17 protein-coding genes are annotated in these 17829 nt (G+C 70.8%); 8 read left to right on the top strand and 9 right to left on the bottom strand.

The window, feature by feature from the left end; genetic code table 11:
- Positions 1–79: 79 nt before the first annotated feature.
- The 4 genes from ASG94_RS00520 to ASG94_RS00535 form a co-directional block, all read right to left on the bottom strand.
- Positions 80–2914, bottom strand: coding sequence for an aconitate hydratase (locus tag ASG94_RS00520; RefSeq protein ID WP_056926192.1), 2835 nt, complete (start codon positions 2912–2914; stop codon positions 80–82).
- Positions 2915–3052: 138 nt separating this feature from the next.
- Positions 3053–3409 (bottom strand): hypothetical protein, encoded by a 357-nt coding sequence (locus ASG94_RS00525; RefSeq protein WP_056924505.1) that lies wholly within the window; start codon positions 3407–3409, stop codon positions 3053–3055.
- 38 nt (positions 3410–3447) lie between these two features.
- A complete protein-coding gene (locus ASG94_RS00530; RefSeq protein ID WP_156411365.1) occupies positions 3448–3903 on the bottom strand; it encodes a hypothetical protein in 456 nt (151 codons plus the stop codon).
- A 60-nt stretch (positions 3904–3963) separates the two neighbouring features.
- Positions 3964–4311 (bottom strand): UBP-type zinc finger domain-containing protein, encoded by a 348-nt coding sequence (locus tag ASG94_RS00535; protein WP_056926193.1) that lies wholly within the window; start codon positions 4309–4311, stop codon positions 3964–3966.
- Positions 4312–4504: 193 nt separating this feature from the next.
- Between ASG94_RS00535 and ASG94_RS00540 the strand changes: the two genes are divergently transcribed.
- The 6 genes from ASG94_RS00540 (at position 4505) to ASG94_RS00565 (ending at position 11334) form a co-directional block, all read left to right on the top strand.
- Positions 4505–5599 carry a hypothetical protein gene (locus ASG94_RS00540; RefSeq protein ID WP_156411366.1) on the top strand — a complete coding sequence of 365 codons (1095 nt, stop codon included), beginning with the start codon at positions 4505–4507 and terminating at the stop codon, positions 5597–5599.
- A 13-nt stretch (positions 5600–5612) separates the two neighbouring features.
- Entirely contained in the window at positions 5613–6302 is a 690-nt protein-coding gene (locus tag ASG94_RS00545) for a DUF5995 family protein (protein ID WP_200957995.1), read from the top strand.
- A 223-nt stretch (positions 6303–6525) separates the two neighbouring features.
- The gene (locus ASG94_RS00550; RefSeq protein WP_056924508.1) at positions 6526–7620 is read left to right on the top strand and encodes a DUF2235 domain-containing protein; all 1095 of its coding nucleotides are present in this window, start codon (positions 6526–6528) and stop codon (positions 7618–7620) included.
- A 2-nt stretch (positions 7621–7622) separates the two neighbouring features.
- Positions 7623–9344 carry a hypothetical protein gene (locus ASG94_RS00555; protein ID WP_056924509.1) on the top strand — a complete coding sequence of 574 codons (1722 nt, stop codon included), beginning with the start codon at positions 7623–7625 and terminating at the stop codon, positions 9342–9344.
- Positions 9341–10645 (top strand): hypothetical protein, encoded by a 1305-nt coding sequence (locus ASG94_RS00560; RefSeq protein ID WP_056924510.1) that lies wholly within the window; start codon positions 9341–9343, stop codon positions 10643–10645. The genes ASG94_RS00555 and ASG94_RS00560 overlap by 4 nt, the downstream gene beginning before the upstream one ends.
- Positions 10646–10719: 74 nt before the next feature.
- Positions 10720–11334 (top strand): hypothetical protein, encoded by a 615-nt coding sequence (locus tag ASG94_RS00565; protein ID WP_056924511.1) that lies wholly within the window; start codon positions 10720–10722, stop codon positions 11332–11334.
- 116 nt (positions 11335–11450) lie between these two features.
- On the opposite strand, the gene ASG94_RS00570 is transcribed toward ASG94_RS00565, so the two are convergent.
- Together ASG94_RS00570 and ASG94_RS00575 are read right to left on the bottom strand one after the other, a co-directional pair.
- Complete coding sequence (locus ASG94_RS00570; RefSeq protein ID WP_056924512.1) at positions 11451–12611, bottom strand: class I SAM-dependent RNA methyltransferase; 1161 nt, start codon at positions 12609–12611, stop codon at positions 11451–11453.
- Positions 12608–14665, bottom strand: a complete 2058-nt coding sequence (locus ASG94_RS00575; protein ID WP_056924513.1) for an APC family permease — start codon at positions 14663–14665, stop codon at positions 12608–12610. The genes ASG94_RS00570 and ASG94_RS00575 overlap by 4 nt, the downstream gene beginning before the upstream one ends.
- Before the next feature lie 50 nt (positions 14666–14715).
- Between ASG94_RS00575 and ASG94_RS00580 the strand changes: the two genes are divergently transcribed.
- Both ASG94_RS00580 and ASG94_RS00585 read left to right on the top strand, forming a co-directional pair.
- Positions 14716–15378, top strand: coding sequence for a potassium channel family protein (locus tag ASG94_RS00580; protein ID WP_056924514.1), 663 nt, complete (start codon positions 14716–14718; stop codon positions 15376–15378).
- Positions 15378–16049, top strand: coding sequence for a potassium channel family protein (locus tag ASG94_RS00585; protein ID WP_056924515.1), 672 nt, complete (start codon positions 15378–15380; stop codon positions 16047–16049). The genes ASG94_RS00580 and ASG94_RS00585 overlap by 1 nt, the downstream gene beginning before the upstream one ends.
- A gap of 10 nt (positions 16050–16059) precedes the next feature.
- On the opposite strand, the gene ASG94_RS00590 is transcribed toward ASG94_RS00585, so the two are convergent.
- From ASG94_RS00590 to ASG94_RS00600, 3 genes are read right to left on the bottom strand one after another with little or no spacing between them, the layout of a single operon-like run.
- Entirely contained in the window at positions 16060–16770 is a 711-nt protein-coding gene (locus ASG94_RS00590) for a DUF3159 domain-containing protein (RefSeq protein WP_056924516.1), read from the bottom strand.
- Complete coding sequence (locus ASG94_RS00595; protein ID WP_056924517.1) at positions 16767–17153, bottom strand: OB-fold nucleic acid binding domain-containing protein; 387 nt, start codon at positions 17151–17153, stop codon at positions 16767–16769. Before ASG94_RS00595 ends, ASG94_RS00590 begins: the two co-directional genes overlap by 4 nt.
- 5 nt (positions 17154–17158) lie before the next feature.
- On the bottom strand, positions 17159–17788 hold the full coding sequence (locus tag ASG94_RS00600; protein ID WP_056924518.1) for a DUF3710 domain-containing protein: 630 nt from the start codon (positions 17786–17788) through the stop codon (positions 17159–17161).
- Between the last annotated feature and the right edge of the window lie 41 nt (positions 17789–17829).

Genomic DNA, 17829 nt, shown 5'->3' on the forward strand with positions numbered 1-17829 from the left:
GTCAGGGCCGGCGTACGCAGGAACGGGCGGCCGCCAGTGGTGGCGACCGCCCGTGCCGGGGCGTGGAACGTGCGCAGGGTCAGCCCTTGAGCAGGTTGCGCAGGACGTACTGCATGATCCCGCCGTTGCGGTAGTAGTTGGCCTCACCCGGGGTGTCGATGCGGACGACCGCCTCGAACTCCGTGTCGCCGGCGCGGACCGTGACCGTCCTGGGCGTCGAGCCCTCGTTGAGGGCGGTGATCCCGGTGATGGAGAACGTCTCCTCGCCGGTCAGGCCGAGCGACTCGGCGCTCTCCCCCTGCGGGAACTGCAGCGGGATGACGCCCATGCCGATCAGGTTGGAGCGGTGGATGCGCTCGTAGGACTCCGCGATGACGGCCTTCACGCCGAGCAGCGAGGTGCCCTTGGCCGCCCAGTCGCGCGACGAGCCGGAGCCGTACTCCTTGCCCGCCAGGACGACGAGCGGGGTGCCCGCGGCGATGTAGTGCTCGGACGCCTCAAACACGCTGGTGACCTCGCCGTCGGCGGTGAAGTCGCGCGTCACGCCACCCTCGGTGCCGGGGGCCAGCTGGTTGCGCAGCCGGATGTTGGCGAACGTGCCGCGGATCATGACCTCGTGGTTGCCTCGGCGCGAGCCGTAGGAGTTGAAGTCACGCTGCTCGACGCCGTGCTCGGCGAGGTAGCGACCGGCCGGGCTGTCCTTCTTGATCGCACCGGCGGGGCTGATGTGGTCGGTCGTGACCGAGTCGCCGAGCTTGAGCAGGACGCGCGCCCCCTCGATGTCCTCGACGGGCGTGGGCTCGTCGGGCATCCCGTCGAAGTACGGAGGACGACGCACGTAGGTCGACTCCGGGTTCCACTCGAAGGTGTCGCCCTCGGGGGTCGGCAGGGACTGCCAGCGCTCGTCGCCGGCGAAGACGTCCTTGTAGGACTCACCGAACATGTCGGAGGTGATCGCCTGGGCGATGGTCTCCTCCACCTCGGTGGGGCTCGGCCAGATGTCCTTGAGGAACACGTCGTTGCCGTCGGTGTCCTGGCCCAGCGGGTCCTCGAACAGGTTGACGTCCATGGAGCCGGCGAGGGCGTAGGCCACGACCAGCGGCGGGGACGCCAGGTAGTTCATCTTCACGTCCGGGTTGATCCGGCCCTCGAAGTTGCGGTTGCCCGAGAGCACCGAGACGACCGCGAGGTCGTTGTCCTGCACGGCCTTGGACACCTCGGGGATGAGGGGGCCGGAGTTGCCGATGCAGGTGGTGCAGCCGTAGCCGACGAGGTTGAAGCCGAGCTTGTCGAGGTACGGCGTGAGCCCGGACCGCTCGTAGTAGTCGCTGACGACCTTCGAGCCGGGCGCCAGGGTGGTCTTGACCCACGGCTTGCGGGTCAGGCCCTTCTCCACGGCCTTCTTCGCCAGCAGCGCGGCCCCGATCATCACGCTGGGGTTGGACGTGTTGGTGCACGAGGTGATGGCGGCGATCGCCACGGCCCCGTGGTCGACCTGCACCTCCTGGCCGTCGAGCGAGATCGTCGCGGGGTTGCTCGGACGACCGGCGGACGGGCTGGAGTCGGCGTGCACGGGCGCACCGTTGCCACCGGCGTGCGACGGCGAGTCGGAGGCCGGGAAGGACTCCTCGACCGCCTCGTCGTACCCGGTCGCCTCGGCGGCGTCGTCGGGGTCGGTGTCACCCTCGGAGACGTAGTCCTTGAGCGCGTTGCGGAAGGAGGCCTTCGCCTCGGTGACCTCGACGCGGTCCTGGGGGCGCTTGGGGCCGGCCAGCGAGGGGACGACGGTGGAGACGTCGAGCTCGAGCTTCTCGGAGTAGCGGGGCTCGGCGTCCGGGTCGTGCCAGAGGCCCTGCTCCTTGGCGTAGGTCTCGACGAGCGCGAGCTGCTCCTCGGAGCGACCGGTGAGGCGCAGGTAGTCGACGGTCTGCTGGTCGATCGGGAAGACCGCGATGGTCGAGCCGAACTCCGGGCTCATGTTGCCGATCGTGGCGCGGTTGGCCAGCGGGAGCGCCGAGACGCCGGGGCCGTAGAACTCGACGAACTTGCCGACGACGCCGTGCTCGCGCAGCATCTCGGTGATCGTGAGGACGAGGTCGGTGGCGGTCGCGCCCTCGGGCAGGTCGCCGTTGAGCTTGAAGCCGACCACGCGCGGGATCAGCATGCTGACCGGCTGGCCGAGCATCGCGGCCTCGGCCTCGATGCCGCCCACGCCCCAGCCGACGACGCCGATGCCGTTGACCATGGTGGTGTGGGAGTCGGTGCCGACGCAGGTGTCGGGGTAGGCCTGCAGCACCGTCGCCTGTCCTGAGCCCGTCGAAGGGACTTCGCGGGTGAAGACCGTGCGGGCGAGGTGCTCGATGTTGACCTGGTGCACGATGCCGGTGCCGGGCGGGACGACCTTGAAGTCGTCGAAGGCGCCCTGGCCCCAGCGCAGGAACTGGTAGCGCTCGCGGTTGCGCTCGTACTCGATCTCGACGTTGCGCTCGAAGGACTCCGGCGTGCCGAAGACGTCGGCGATCACGGAGTGGTCGATGACCATCTCGGCGGGGGCGAGCGGGTTGATCTTGGTCGCGTCGCCGCCCAGCTCGGCCATCGCCTCACGCATCGTGGCGAGGTCGACGACGCACGGGACGCCGGTGAAGTCCTGCATGATCACGCGAGCCGGGGTGAACTGGATCTCCTTGCTGGGGTCCGCGTCCGCGTCCCAGCCGGCGATCGCCTTGATGTCGTCGGCGGTGATGTCCGCGCCGTCCTCCGTGCGGAGGAGGTTCTCGAGCAGCACCTTGAGGCTGAACGGGAGCGACTCGACGTCGAGGCCGTCGCCCACCACCTTGTCGAGGCGGAAGATCTCGTAGGACTTCCCGTCCACATCGAGGGTGCTCTTGGCGCCGAAGCTGTCCTGACTGGCCATCCGCCACATCTCCTGTTGAGTCGTCGGGGTCTGCCACCCATCTTGCCCACGTCCGTCGATCTCGCGGAAGCAAGGCACCCCTAAGTGCGGGTGCGGGTGTTTATCTCGACATCAAGATACATGATGACGAGAGAGGAGTCACGCGACACCGGCCCGTGCGTCGAGACGCTGGAGGAGGTCGTGCGCGGCGAGCTCCACCTGCTTGTGCCGCCACTCCGCGGCTCGGTAGACGCAGGCGATGAGGCCGCTGCGGTGGATGCGGCGCAGGTCCCCGTACACGAACGCGTAGCGGGCCTTGGTGCCGTCCGTGGCGCCCTCGGTCAGCCCGAGGTGCCACGCGGCGTACTCCTCCCACGTGTGGCGCTCGAGGTACGCGTTCTGCGCGGCCGCGTCGGGCTGGGTCGCGCCCCAGTCGCTGTCGAGCACGTACTGCCGGGACTCGATCAGGCGGCGGGCGTGCTCGACCGCGGCTGCGTTGACGGTGTACGTCGCCATGGCCCCACCTTGTCCCGCCGGAGCCGGGGAGGCAACGGTCAGCAGTTGATGGTGACCTCGTTGCTCACCGGGTGGTAGCCCCCGCCCCAGGACGCCTCGAGCACCACCGTGTAGCGGCCCCCCAGGTAGTAGCGGTAGCGGGTCTCGTTCTCCGCCACCCGCCCCAGGACCTGGAAGCCGCCCGTGTCCTTCACCGACCAGGTCAGGTTGTCGTAGGTGACGCCGGGCTCGGCCTCGGTGCGGATCACGCCGCACCCGTCCTCGTAGACCTCGAGCTCGAGCTGCGGCGGCTCGACGGCGATCGACTCAGCCGGGAGCAGGGCAGCGTCAGGAGTGACCGTCTCGGTCTCGGTCACCGTCGCCGTGGCCGTGGCGGTGACGGTCGTCGTCGGCGCGGGGCCGGGTGAGGCCCCGGCCACGTCCTCTCCCCCGCCCGCCGAGCACCCGCTCAGGACGAGCACCGCCAGTGCGCAGGCCAGCCGCCGATCCCCCATGCCGTGATGCTAGGTACGTCGCGGCGCCGGCGCGGCACAATCGTGCAACCGGCGGCCGGGTCAGCGGTGGACGTGGTCGCGCCAGTCGCCCGGCACCCGCCCGGCGGGGCCGGGCGCAGGCTGGTCGTCCGGGTGCGAGGTCGGTGGCGCCAGCTCCGGGCCGTCGAGGCTCTCCTGTCGCGCGAAGTCCCAGAACCAGTCCTCCCCCGGCTCGTAGCTCTGCATCACCGGGTGCCCGGTCTCGCCGTGGTGGGCCGTCGCGTGCTGGGACGGGGAGGAGTCGCAGCAGCCGACGTGGCCGCACTGCGCGCACCGCCGCAGGTGCACCCACCAGCCGCCCGCCGCTTCACACTCCACACACCCCGGCCCGCTCGGTGGGACGCTCGGGTCGATGCCGGTCTCGCTCATGGCCGCGACGCTACCCACGCCGGACCGACAGGTCGAGGGGCTCGAGGACTCGCGTGCCCGAGAAGCGCGGTGCGGAGGTGGGGAGCCGTGACCGGGTTCATCGAGGCTTTCTCACCCTATGCTGTATCGCAACGCGTGGTTCCGACTCATGGTCACTGGAGGCATCTCGAGCCGAGGTCACTAGGGAGGGGTCGTGTTCACCAGCAAGGACGGAGAACCAAGAGCCTGCAAGCGGGTGTGGGCTCAGGACGTGAACGTCGCGGCGGCGATGATGGAGGCCAAGGTCGACGAGCTGCGGGTCTCGACCACGACCTGGACGCCGGCGCAGCAGGCCATCGAGGACGGCGTGCGAAAGCGACTGGCCGCCGCCCGTAGCGCGACCGTGCGTCGCGACCCGGCCCCGGGCAGGTTGAGCAACTGGTGGCGAGGAACCCTGATCGACGCGGCCTACCAGAACCTGCACGCCGCCGAGTCGATGATCGTGGGCATCTACGGTCCCGATGACATCGAGGCCGAGGTCCCCGAGGCCGTCGCCCGGGTCGAGGCCGGACTCGACCGTGACGACCCCCGCCGGTTGGCGGCACTGCAGCTCCTGGCTGGTTCACCCACCGACAGGGGCCGTACCGCGCGCCTGGCGAAGGCCGTCGAGATCGGCTTCGGCGCTTCGGACGCGGAGTACCTGAGGCTGCGCAACTTCCGGAACACCGTCCTCGGCGGAGCCTGCGCCATGTCGGTGCTGCTCGTGGCGTTCGTCGTGTACGTCTACGCGAACCCGACGGACGTGCCCTTCTGCTTCGAGGGTGCCGACGGGGCGATCTGCGCCTCCGGATCCTCCGTGCCCTCGGGCCACGACGTCATCACGGTGACCCTGCTCGGGACACTCGGAGGACTCCTGGCCGCCATCTTGGCGATCAAGAACATGCAGGCCACGGCATCGCCGTACAACGTCCCCCAGGCGCTCGCGCTGCTGAAGCTCCCCCTGGGTGCCGTCACCGCCGTCGGGGCGCTGATCGCCATCCGCGGCGACTTCATCCCCGGCTTCTCCAACCTGGACTCGCAGGCGCAGATCCTGGCCTACGCCTTCGGCTTCGGAGTGGCCCAGCAGCTGTTCACCGGGCTCGTCGACAAGCAGGCCCGCACCATCTTGAGCAACGCCCCCGGGAAGGCCACCGGAGCGACGCGACCCGAGCGGCCGTTGCCCCGTCCCGCGCCCTCGGCGCCCACGGAGCCGGCCGAGGACACGACAGCCTCAGCTCCTTCGTTCGGCGCCCAACCCGAACCGATCTGATCCGGCGTCCTCGGTGAGCCCGCCGACCACGGTCGACGCCGTCATCTCCCGGATGCGGGAGATCGACGCGGAGCTGGCTGAGCGCGACGGGGTTGCGGTGTTCAACCGCATGTACCTCACCGTCACCGAACGCATAGCCGCGATGATCGCTGATCCTGCCACGGACCCGACCATGTTCCGGGACGCGGCGACGATGGCTGAGCTCGATGTCCGCTTCGCCGACCTCTGGTTGGAGGCGTACGCCGCAGACGCCGCAGCGGGTGACGTCCCGGCCGCGTGGAGACCGCTGTTCCAGGCACGCGTCGCCGGGCTCCTGCCGATCCAGTACGCCCTCGCCGGGATGAACGCGCACATCGAGCACGACCTGCCTCTTGCCGTGGTGAGCACGTGTCGCGCGCGTGGTCTCCGGCCCGAGGACATCCACCGCGACTACGAGACGGTCAACCTGGTCCTCGCCCAGGTCGAGTCCCCGATCCGGCGGTCCTTCCTCGACGCCATCGGCACACAGGCCGACGACCGGATCGGCCCGGTCGTCCACCTGCTCAGCACCTGGAACATCGACAAGGCCCGCGACCTCGCCTGGGTGACCGCCGAGACGATCTGGGCACTGGGCCGCGCCAGCCCCCTGCGTGACCGCTTCCTGGACGGTCTGGCGCACACCGTCGGCATGACGTCGCGGGCACTGCTCACTCCCGGACGATGACCGCGGGCACGGGGGCTCTGGGGCTCGAGCACGGAGCCTGGGGCTGCCGCTGGAACCGGCCGGGAGCGAAGTCGTGGTTCTCGAATCGGCGTGGCCAGACGTATCGTCGACCTGGATCGCGGTCAGCACTCGGCCGGCCACTCGGGTCTCGGACGGCCTCAACACCAGGTGACATCACGCCTGTCCTGTTCGGTAGGAACACCCATCGCCCTGCGAGGCCCTGATGGCGCACCAGCTCCCCGACGTTCCGGGTCGCAACCTGGTCCTGTGCCTCGACGGCACGAGCAACGAGCCCGAGGCCGACGTCACGAACGTGGCCCGTCTCTTCGACATGGCGATCAAGGACGAGGACCAGCTCGTCTACTACGACCCGGGCGTGGGGACCATGGGAGCGCGCAGCGCCACGACGTCGGTGGGCAGGTCGATGACCCGCTTCGCCGGACTGGTCGCCGGCTACGGCGTGCGCGACAACATCGTCGATGCCTACCGGTGGTTGATGGCGAACTATCGCCACGGTGACCGGATCTACGTGTTCGGGTTCAGCCGCGGCGCCTACACGGCGCTGGCGCTGGCCGGCATGCTCAGGACCGTCGGTCTGCTCAGCGCGGGCGCGGAGAACCTGGTGCCCTACGCGATCAAGCTCTATGCGCGCAACACCTCGCGCAGCGTCAGCGAGGCCGAGGACAAGAAGTACTGGGAGACGCGCGGCGAGTTCGGTCGCAAGTTCGGCAACCCGGAGTTCGAGCGGTTCGCCCAGAACATCACCTTCCTCGGCCTGTGGGACACCGTGAAGTCGGTGGGCTGGCTCAACGCTCGGGCGAGGTTCGAACAGGCCCACTGGCCGTTCACCCGCAACGTCAAGAACGTCGCCGCGGGTCGACTGGCCATCGCGATCGACGAGAACCGACGCCCGTTCCCGTCGTACCGGTTCGACCCCAGGCAGGTCGCCGAGCGTCCCGAGGCCCTCAAGGAGGTCTGGTTCGCGGGCGTGCACAGCGACGTCGGTGGCCAGTACGAGGAGCACCTCCTCTCCGACATCGCGCTCGGCTGGATGGCCGACGAGGCGGGAGCCGCGGGACTCAGGATCGATGCTCAGCGGTACGAGCACCTGGTCGGCGTACCGCCCGGCACGCCGCTCCCGGCCTCGAACGCGGTGGACGGACAGGTCCATCGCCACGAGCTCTACTGGGCGCTGCTCGGGATGGGCTGGAAGGCGCGCGTCCTGACCCCGGCCGACGTCCTGCACCCGTCGGTCCAGCAACGCATCGACGGCACCGCCGGCTCCGCGAAGCCCTACCGCCCCCGGGTCGGGGGGTAGTCGTGCCCGAGGGTGTCGAGTTCACCGAGGCGCCGGACGCCCCCCGCAACCAGATCACGCTGCGGATCATCGCCCAGGACCCCTCGGTCACGGGCGACGACGGCACGATCCTGACCGCGGCGGTCAAGATCCCGTGGTCGCGGATGGAGGACGGGCCCCGCGGGGCACGCTTCCACGTCGTCGACTTCGACGCCTCGACCGGGAGGTACGTCAAGCATCCGGGCCTGCCCAACGACGACGCGTTCGCGGACGCAGCCGACAGGGTGCTCGAGACCGACTACGGCTTCCACGCCCAGCAGGTGTACGCCGCCGCCTCGCGCACCCTGGCCACCTTCGAGTCGGCGCTCGGGCGGCGCCTCTCGTGGGGATTCAACGGCCACCACCTCCACCTGGTCCCACACGCCTTCGCCGAGGCCAATGCCTACTACGCCTCCGAGGACCGCGCCCTGCTCTTCGGCTACGTGCCGGCGATCGCGGGGAGGCCGACCTACACCTGCCTGAGCTACGACGTGGTCGTGCACGAGACCACGCACGCGGTGCTGGACGGGCTGCGGAGCCGGTTCCTCGAGCCCGGTCTCCCCGACCAGGCAGGGTTCCACGAGGGATTCGCCGACATCGTCGCGCTGCTGTCGGTCTTCTCGATGCGACCGGTGGTCGAGCAGTGCCTGGGCAGGGCCGACAAGGCCGGACGGATCGAGCGCCGCCAGGTCGAGCCCGCGCAGCTGCGCAGCGGCGTCCTGGCCGGGGTCGCCGAGCAGATCGGGCAGGTCCTGACCCAGGGCCGCGGCGCCCTGCGGCGCTCCGCGATGCACCCGCCCCCCGCCGACTGGGCCGACCTCCCGCAGTTCCAGGAACCGCACCGACGCGGCGAGGTGCTGGTCGCCGTCGTCCTCGACCTCCTGATCGACATCTGGGTCAAGCGCCTGGAACCCCTCCTGGCGCCAGAAGAGACCAACGTGGCGACGCTCGACCGCGTCCGCGCGGCCGAGGAGGGCGCGCGGGCGGCCTCGCAGCTGCTCACCATGCTGATCCGCGGGCTGGACTACCTGCCACCGGTGGAGTTCGAGTTCGGCGACCTGCTCGACGCCGTGCTCCTCGCCGACGCCGAGGTGGTCCCCGACGACGACCTCGGCTACCGGGACATCCTCGTCGACCGGTTCGAGAAGGCCGGCATCCACCGACCCAGGAACAGCGTGACCGACGTGCTCGACGCCGAGGTCGCGCCGCACTACCTGGGGTTCAACTTCGCGGCCCTGCGGAGCGATCGGGATGAGATCTTCCGCTTCCTGTGGCAGAACGCGCTTCGGCTCGGCATAGCCACGAAGTACTTCACGTCCATCGAGTCCGTCCGCCCCAGCCAGCGCATCGCCCCGGACGGCCTGATCGTGGTGGAGACCGTCGCCACCTACGTCCAGCTGCTCGACGTCAGCGCGGAGGAGCTCGAGGAGATCACCGAGCTGAACATCCCCGACGACCTGGACCCCGAGACGCCTCTCCAGCTGCTCGGTGGCGGAACCCTGGTCTTCGACCAGTTCGGACGGTTGAAGCTGCACATCCACAAGGACCTCGACGACTGGCGCCGCCAGCTGCGTCGCGTGGAGTACCTCCACCGCACTGGCCGCAGCGACCGCAGCAAGCGCCTGGGCTTCTCCGACGGTGCCGCGCGCGGGCAGGCGTTCGCTGAGCTGCACAACACCGAGCTCAACTCCGGGGAGGCGTGGTGAGCACGGTGGTGCGGGTCAGGATCCGGATGTACCAGGTGGGCTTCGGGGACTGCTTCCTGATGTCCCTGGAGTACGACGCGCCGCTGTCCGACGGTCGGGCCGAGCGGCACGTGCTCGTCGACTACGGCTCCACCAGGTCGGCGCGCGAGCACCGCGCCAAGGGGAGGATGAGTGACGTCGCGAAGCTGATCGCCGAGCACACCCACGGCGAGCTCGATGTCGTCGTGCTCACCCATCGCCACAAGGACCACCTGTTCGGGTTCTCCGACGACACCGGGGACACGACGATCCGCGACCTCAGGCCCAAGCTGGTCCTGCGCCCATGGACAGAGCGTCCTGACCTGTCCGCGACGGCGGACAACCCAGCAGTCGCAGCCCCCGCCTCCGCCCTCGGATCGGCCTCGGCCCAGTTCGCCCGGAACCTCTCCGAGGCCCAGGCCGCCGTCGACCATCTCGGGTCACGACCCGGACTGCACGCCGCGCTCAAGGCGGCGGCCGAGGAGCAGTTGAAGAACACGGACGCGATCGCGCTCCTCGATGACCTCTCCGCCGACGGCCGCGGCCGCTACCTGTACGCCGGCGCCGACCCGGACACGGCCACGGTGCTGCCCGGGCTGACTATCACCGTGCTCGGTCCCCCCACCGTGGAGCAGGATCCCCGCGTCGCGAAGAAGCGCGACGACGACCCCCAGTACTGGATGCTCGCCCTGCGCGCCTCTCTCCACCACGCAGCCGCAGACGCGGCGTACGGCGCCTCGGGAGCCGAGCCGACGGTCCACATCGGCCCCGGGCCCGTGCGCTGGCTGGTGGACCGGCTCGCCCAGCAGAAGCTCCACTCGGTCACCCGCCTCGTGCGCAAGCTCGACGACGCCCTCAACAACACCAGCCTGGTCCTGCTCATGGAGGTCGGCGGTCTGAGCATGCTGTTCCCCGGGGACGCACAGATCGAGGACTGGCAGTTCACCCTCGACCGGCTCCCCCACGAGCCCGAGCTGAGGAGAAGGCTCGCCGAGATCGACCTCTACAAGGTCGGCCACCACGGCAGCCGCAACGCGACACCGCGGTCCCTACATGCTCTGTGGGCCGAACGACCAGCCACGCTGCCCCGCCTGACCGCGCTGATGTCGACGCGCCCGGACGTGCACGGCAGCACCGAGGCCACCGCCGTACCCCGAGCCACCCTGGTGACCGCGCTCGAACAGGTTGCCTCGCTGATCTCCACCGACGACCTGGACCAGGGTGAGGCCTTCGTCGAGGTCGTCGCCGACACCACCGGCGGCCCCTTCGCACGAGTCCCCTAGCCAGGTGTCGACACCTCCGGATGCCCGTGCCTAGGTATCCTGATCCCCTCGGGCACGATCAGGACAGGTGCCTCATGGCCGAACCCGAAGATCCGGAGGAGACCGCGGCCGCGACCTCGGCGCGCGGCGGCCGTTCCACGGGCATGTGGGCCGCCGTCGCCACGCTCGGCGCTGCGGCGATCACCGGCGCCGTGTCCCTCACGACGCACTTCCTGCCTCCCTCCGAGGCGCCGGACGACCAGTCCGCGACGGCCCTGTCGACCAGGGACGCGAGCTCGGAAGCCACCACTCCGGTGGACTCACCGTCGACGGCCACACGCGCGCCGTCGTCCGGCTCGGCCCCGCGCTCGGCGCTGCTCGAGAAGCTCACGGGCACGTGGTCGGGACAGGTCATGTCCGGATCCGAGCCCTTCACCCTCACTCTCGTCATCACGAGCTCCTGCGTGGAAGGTGGTCCGTGCGGCACCATGACGTCGGACCTGCTGCCGTGCGTCGGCAACATCACCCTGGTCAAGATCGACGACGGGCCCGCCTTCGACTTCGCCACCGGATCCTTCACCAGTGACAGCTCGTCGTCGTGCGACCTCCGCACCGGGGGTGGCGACTACTTCGTGCTCGGTGACGATGTCTTGTCGTACAAGACCGGCTACGACGGCAGCCTGCACGGCACACTGCGGCGCGTGCCGTAGGTCTCAGCCCGCTTCCGGCGTCCGGCTCCAGCTCCGTCAGGCTTCCGGCGGCCGGCAGGGCCGGGTCGTCGTGCACGACGGACGCGGTGCCAGAAGGCACGCCACTCCGACTCGCGTCACCGCAGGTCAGAGCCGGTCTTCTCCAGCAGCGCGACGCACTCGACGTGGTGGGTCATCGGGAAGAGGTCGAAGGCACGCAGCCGCTCGAGCCGGTAGCCGTGCTCGGCGAAGATCGCCAGGTCGCGGGCGAGCGCGGCGGGGTCGCAGGCGACGTACGCGACGGCCCGCGGCGCCCGGTCGACGACCTGCTCGACGACGACGCGCTTGGCGCCCTCGCGCGGCGGGTCGAGGACGATGAGGTCGAAGGGCTCGTCGTACGACGACGCCAGCACCCGGTCGACGGGGCCGCACTCGACGACCGCGCCCTCGTGCCCGGCGAGGTTGCCGCGGGCGTGGCCGCAGGCGGCGCGGTCGGCCTCGACCGCGACGAGCCGGGACCCGGTGACCTCGCCGACGAAGCGAGCGAAGAGCCCGACCCCGGCGTACAGGTCGAGCACCCGCTCCCCCGGCCGAGGGTCGAGGAGGTCCAGCACCGTGGACACCAGCACGGACGGGGCGCCGGGGTGCACCTGCCAGAAGCCGTCCGGCTCGACGGTGAAGTCGCGTCCCTCGACCGTCTCCACGATCGGCGGCCCCGGCTCGGGGGTGCGGGCGTCCGGGTGGGCGATGAGGCAGTCGTCGACGGGCACGACGCGCCGCGAGCGGTGCGCGCGCAGCCCCCGGCGTCCGTCGTCGGTGCGGGCCCACTGCATCCGGGTGCGCCACCGCAGGCCGTGGTCGTCCCCCGGCACCGGCTCGACGACGAGGCCGGACACCAGCGGGTGGTCGGCGGGGAGTCGGCCGATCCGGACCAGCTGCTCGCGCACGACGTCGGCCTTGAGGTCGCGCTGTGCCGGCAGGGCGACGTGCTGGAAGTCGCAGCCCCCGCACAGGCCCGGCCCGGCGACGGGGCACGGCGCCGCGACCCGCTCCGGCGAGGCCGAGAGCACCTCGACGGCGTCGCCGCGCCAGAACCGGTCCCCGTCGCTGCCCTCGGTGATCTCCACGACCACCCGCTCCCCCGGCAGCGCGTGCCGGGTGAACACGACGCGCGACTCGGGCTCGGGGAGCCGGACGATGCAGTGGCCGCCGTGCGCGACAGGCCCGACCTCGGCCTCGAAGCGCTCACCGGCGCGGGAGGGGCCGCGGGACTTCCGGGCGCGGGGGTGGCGACTCACAGGTCGTCCCGGGAACGGTCCGTGACCCGGCCGCGGCGCAGGTCGCCGGCGTGCACCCGACCCTCCGCGGCCTCCTCGCGCTCGAGGGCGATCCGCGACGAGCGCAGCTGGTAGGGCACCGAGATGACCATGACGCCCGGGGCGAAGAGCAGCCGGCCCTTGAGGCGCAGCGCCGTCTGGTTGTGCAGCAGCTGCTCCCACCAGCGCCCGACGACGTACTCGGGGATGTAGACCGCGACCACCCCGCGCGGGTTGGCCTTCCGGATCTCCTGGGCGTACTGCACGATCGGCCGGGTCACCTCGCGGTACGGCGAGTGCAGGACCTTCAGCGGCACGTCGATGCGCCGCTCGTCCCACTCCTCGAGGAGCCGGGTGGTGGCGGCGTCGTCGGTCGAGACGTAGATCGCCTCCAGCGCGTTGGGCCGGGTCGCCTTGGCGAAGGCCAGCGCCCTCAGCGTCGGCTTGTGCAGCTTGGAGGCCAGCACGATGGCGTGGACGCGGGTCGGCATGACCTTGTCCTGCTCGTCGGCCGCGAGCTCGAGCTCGACGCGGTCGTAGTGGCGCGCGATGCCCTGCATGATCAGGAAGAAGAAGATCATCGCCAGGATGGTGATCCAGGCGCCGGCGAGGAACTTCGTCAGGAGCACGATCACCAGCACGATCGCCGTCATGCCGAGGCCGAAGGTGTTGATGGCCCGCGAGCGCATCATCCGGCGCCGTGTGGCCGGGTCCCGCTCGCTCTTCAGGTGTCGCGTCCAGTGCTTGATCATGCCGAGCTGGCTGAGGTTGAACGACACGAAGACGCCGACGATGTAGAGCTGGATGAGCTTGGTCGTCTCGGCGTCGAAGATCCAGATCAGCAGCATCGACATGGCGGCGAGGAAGACGATGCCGTTGCTGTAGGCGAGGCGGTCGCCACGCGAGCCCAGGGACCGCGGGGCCAGCCCGTCCTGGGCCAGGATCGAGCCGAGCACCGGGAAGCCGTTGAAGGCCGTGTTGGCGGCGAGCACCAGGATCACGCCGGTGACGGTGACGACGAAGTAGAAGCCGGGCGGGAAGTGGTCGAACACCCCGGAGGCGATCTGCGAGATCACCGGGTTCTGCTCGTAGCCGGCCGGGAGGGCGGCCCCGGCGGCGGTCTTCAGCCGCTCGAGCTCGTGCGGGTCGACGTACCGGATGTGCATCTGGTTGGCCAGCACGATGACGCTCATCATCATGCTGATCGCGATCATGCCGAGCAGCAGGAGGGTGGTGGCCGCGTTGCGGCTCTTGGGCCGCCGGAAGGCGGGCACGCCGTTGGAGATGGCCTCGACGCCGGTGAGCGCCGCACAGCCGGAGGAGAAGGCTCGGGCCAGCAGGAAGAAGAGCGCGACCTGCGTGAGCGGGCCGTCCCAGCCCTCCTGGGGCTGGATCTGCAGGCCGGCGCTCTCGGCCTCGGGGAGGTCGCCGGACAGGAGCTGCACGAGCCCGTAGGCGCACATGCCCAGGATCGAGACCATGAAGAGGTAGGTCGGGACGGCGAAGAAGGTGCCCGACTCCCGGACGCCCCGCAGGTTGAGCGCAGTCAGCACCACCACCGCCGCGCAGGCCGCCACCGCCTCGTGACCGACCAGCGCCGGGACGGCGCCGGCGGCGTACTGCGAGGCCGACGAGATGGACACCGCGACCGTCAGCACGTAGTCCACGAGCAGCGCGCTCGCCACCGTGATGCCGGCGGTGCGACCGAGGTTGACCGTGGCGACCTCGTAGTCGCCGCCGCCCGAGGGGTAGGCGTGCACCGTCTGCCGGTACGACGTCACGACGGTGAGCATGACCAGCGCGACCGCGAGGCCGATCTTCCACGACCAGGCGTACGCCGTCGCGCCGGCGACCGCCAGCATGATGAAGATCTCGTCGGGCGCGTAGGCCACGGAGGAGAGCGCGTCGGAGGCGAAGACCGGCAACGCGATGCGCTTGGGCAGCAGGGTCTCCCCCAGCTGGCTGCTGCGGAGCTTGCGCCCGAGCAGGATCCGTTTCGATACGTCGCCGACACCCACGGACCGCAGCCTAGCCATGGTCGGGCGGGGCGCCGGGATCGCCGCTCCACCTGGGATACGGTGCGTGCGTGCACGTCGTCATCATGGGATGTGGCCGGGTCGGCTCCACGCTGGCCCGCAGCCTCGAGGATCGCAACCACACGGTGTCCGTCATCGACAGTGACCCCGACGCGTTCCGGCGCCTCGGGCCCACGTTCAACGGTGACAAGGTGACCGGCTACGGGTTCGACCAGGAGGTCCTGGAGAAGGCCGGCATCCGTCGCGCCGACGCCTTCGCGGCCGTCTCGAGCGGTGACAACTCCAACATCATCGCCGCGCGCGTCGCCCGCGAGACCTTCGGGATCCAGCAGGTCGTCGCCCGGATCTACGACCCCGGCCGCGCCGAGGTCTACCAGCGCCTCGGCATCACCACCGTCGCCACGGTCAAGTGGACCGCCGACCAGGTGCTGCGCCGGATCCTGCCGGCCGGCGCCGAGCCGGACTTCCGCGACCCGTCGGGCACCATCCGCGTCGACCACATCCAGGTCCCCGAGGCCTGGGTGGGACAGCGGACCATCCACTTCCAGGAGCAGTCGCGCAGCCGCATCGCGTGGATCGACCGCCTGGGCGAGGGCATGCTGCCCACCCGCGACACCGTCATCCAGGAGGGCGACATGCTGCACCTCGTCATCCGCGAGGAGGGCGCGGCCCACGCGTACGCCGTCCTCGAGCACGGCCCGGAGGAGAACTGATGCGCGTCGCCATCGCCGGAGCCGGCGCCGTCGGCCGCTCCATCGCCCGGGAGCTGATCGACAACGGCCACCAGGTCCTGCTCATCGACAAGGCCCCCTCGGCGATCCGGCCCGAGCGGGTCCCGCACGCGGAGTGGCTGCTCGCCGACTCGTGCGAGATGTCCTCCCTCGACGAGGCCCAGCTCGACAAGTGCGACGTCGTGATCGCGGCCACCGGCGACGACAAGGCCAACCTCGTCACCTCGCTGCTGGCCAAGACCGAGTTCGGTGTGCCGCGGACCGTGGGCCGGGTCAACCACCCCAACAACGAGTGGCTCTTCACCGAGGCCTGGGGCGTGGACGTCAACGTGTCGACCCCGCGGATCATGTCGGCCCTGGTCGAGGAGGCCGTCTCGGTCGGCGACCTCGTGCGGTTGTTCACCTTCCGCCAGGGCAACGCCAACCTGGTCGAGATGACGCTGCCGCCGGAGTCGCCGTACGTCGGCACGCCCAGCGGTCTCGTCCCCTTCCCGGACAACTGCGCGCTGGTGACCATCCTGCGCGACGGGCAGGTCTACCCGCCGACCGCCGAGCAGCCGCTCGAGGCCGGCGACGAGCTGCTCTTCGTGGTGCCGGCCGACGTCGAGGAGACGCTCGAGCGGCTCCTGTCGCCGCAGGGCCACGGCGGCTGAGCAGAGCGCCTCACTCCTGGGCGGCGGCGGGCTCCATCGGGGTGTGGTTGCGGGCCAGCAACCACACCATCGCGCCGAGCGCGGCGAGCTGCAGCGGCCACCCCAGGGCGATCTTCATGATCCCGAGCACTGCGACGGCGGTGTCGGCGTCCATCGACCCCGACGACCCGGCCAGCCACACGGGCGCCTGGACCAGCACCCGCAGCAGGCAGGGCAGCACCAGCATCCAGGTGAGCAGCGAGCACAGCCGCACTACCTGCTTGTCGCGGTGCCACGCGGTCGCATCGCCCGTCACGCTGCCGACCATGAAGCCGACCATCGGCCAGCCGATGAGGCAGGTGAAGGCCAGCACGACCGTGTAGGCGGAGTTGTAGAGGATGCCGGGCAGGAAGTAGGCCAGTGCCTGGTCGTCAGCGCTGCCCCCGGCCGCGGCCGAGCGCTGCACGAAGAACCAGCCGATCCCGATGCCGACCAGCGCGTTGACGACGAACTGGATGCTCGAGCGCTGGACCAGGCGCACGGCGAGGAGCACGAGCGCCGCTCCGACGCTGACCGACAGCGCGAGCTGGAGCTCGCGGGTGGTCAGCCACAGCACCGTGAACACGATGGTGGGCACGGCCGCCTCGATCATCCCCCGACGCCCGCCAAGGGCCTGGGAGAGCTGGCGACGCACGACCTCCTCGACGGTCTCCACCGATGCGGGTGGGTGGGACTCCGTCACGGGATCAGCTCGTAGCGGGGGTTGAACAGGACCCGGTGCCCCGTCGCGGTGCCGATGCGGCCCTCGACGTACATCGCGCGTCCCGGACCCACCCCGGCGATCCGCCGTCGCCCCAGCCAGATGAGCAGGATGACCCCGGTGCCGTCGTCGAGCTCGGCCTCCAGGGCGGGCACCCCGCCCCGCGGTCGCAGGGTGACGGTCTTGACGGTGCCGCGCAGCCGCACGTGCTCGCGGTCGGGTGCGTCCCCGATGCAGGTCTCGTCCGCGCCCCCGGCGTGGGTCTTGCGCAGGTCGCGCGCGTGCTGGTCCTCGGAGTCGGCCCAGCGCGACAGGCTGCGCCGCAGCCGGCTGCGGTGTGGCGAGGGACCGGTGGAGTCGGGCATGGCGCTCAGTTGACCCGTCGGGCCTGCTCGGGGAGCACGACCGGGAGCGGCTCGCCGACGGGCATGGCGGTCGTGCCGCGGCGTACGACGACCTGCGCCAGCGCGTCCTCCCACTCGCCGGACCCGTCGGGCTCGAGCGCGGGCCGGCCGAGCAGCGAGGCGCGCAGCATCCAGCGGTCGCCGTTGACGCCGATGATCCGCGACGGCTGGGTGGCCTGGGTGCCGTCGGGGCGCTGGACGGGCACCTGGCAGACCAGCTCGGTGCCGAAGCGGCCCTCGCGCTCGGTGGCCGTCCCGCCGCGCGCGGCGATGTCGGCGGCGATCTGCGGGCGCACCGTGGACCAGAGGTCGCCGTGGCGGGGGGCCGCGAACGCCTGGAACTCCAGCGCTCCGTCCGGTCCGGCGAGCATCACGGCCTGCACGGTGCCGGTCGGCTCGTCGACCTGGAGCCGCAGCTCACGACCCGGGGTCGGACGCACGAGCAGGGAGCCCAGGTCGACGCGCTCGACGCCGTCACCGGCGACCTCGGACTCGTCGAAGGGACCGGTCCCGGTCGGGGCAGCAGCAGGCGCGTCGGCGACCGGGTCGGGCCCGTCCGTCGCCTGCGTGGGCTCGGCCTTGCGGCGGAACTTCACGAACCATCACTCCTTCATGCCGACCCCTCGTGGGGCCGGGG

Origin of the sequence: Nocardioides sp. Soil805 (genome assembly GCF_001429625.1) — a bacterium.
Lineage (GTDB): Bacteria > Actinomycetota > Actinomycetes > Propionibacteriales > Nocardioidaceae > Nocardioides.

Bases quoted from the DNA above. Each gene is read 5' to 3' on its own strand.
- ASG94_RS00520 (WP_056926192.1), bottom strand. From the start codon at position 2,914: ATGGCCAGTCAGGACAGCTTCGGCGCCAAGAGCACCCTCGATGTGGAC.
- ASG94_RS00565 (WP_056924511.1), top strand. From the start codon at position 10,720: ATGGCCGAACCCGAAGATCCGGAGGAGACCGCGGCCGCGACCTCGGCG.
- ASG94_RS00530 (WP_156411365.1), bottom strand. From the start codon at position 3,903: ATGGGGGATCGGCGGCTGGCCTGCGCACTGGCGGTGCTCGTCCTGAGC.
- ASG94_RS00525 (WP_056924505.1), bottom strand. From the start codon at position 3,409: ATGGCGACGTACACCGTCAACGCAGCCGCGGTCGAGCACGCCCGCCGC.
- ASG94_RS00550 (WP_056924508.1), top strand. From the start codon at position 6,526: ATGGCGCACCAGCTCCCCGACGTTCCGGGTCGCAACCTGGTCCTGTGC.
- ASG94_RS00595 (WP_056924517.1), bottom strand. From the start codon at position 17,153: ATGCCCGACTCCACCGGTCCCTCGCCACACCGCAGCCGGCTGCGGCGC.
- ASG94_RS00535 (WP_056926193.1), bottom strand. From the start codon at position 4,311: ATGAGCGAGACCGGCATCGACCCGAGCGTCCCACCGAGCGGGCCGGGG.
- ASG94_RS00575 (WP_056924513.1), bottom strand. From the start codon at position 14,665: ATGGCTAGGCTGCGGTCCGTGGGTGTCGGCGACGTATCGAAACGGATC.
- ASG94_RS00585 (WP_056924515.1), top strand. From the start codon at position 15,378: ATGCGCGTCGCCATCGCCGGAGCCGGCGCCGTCGGCCGCTCCATCGCC.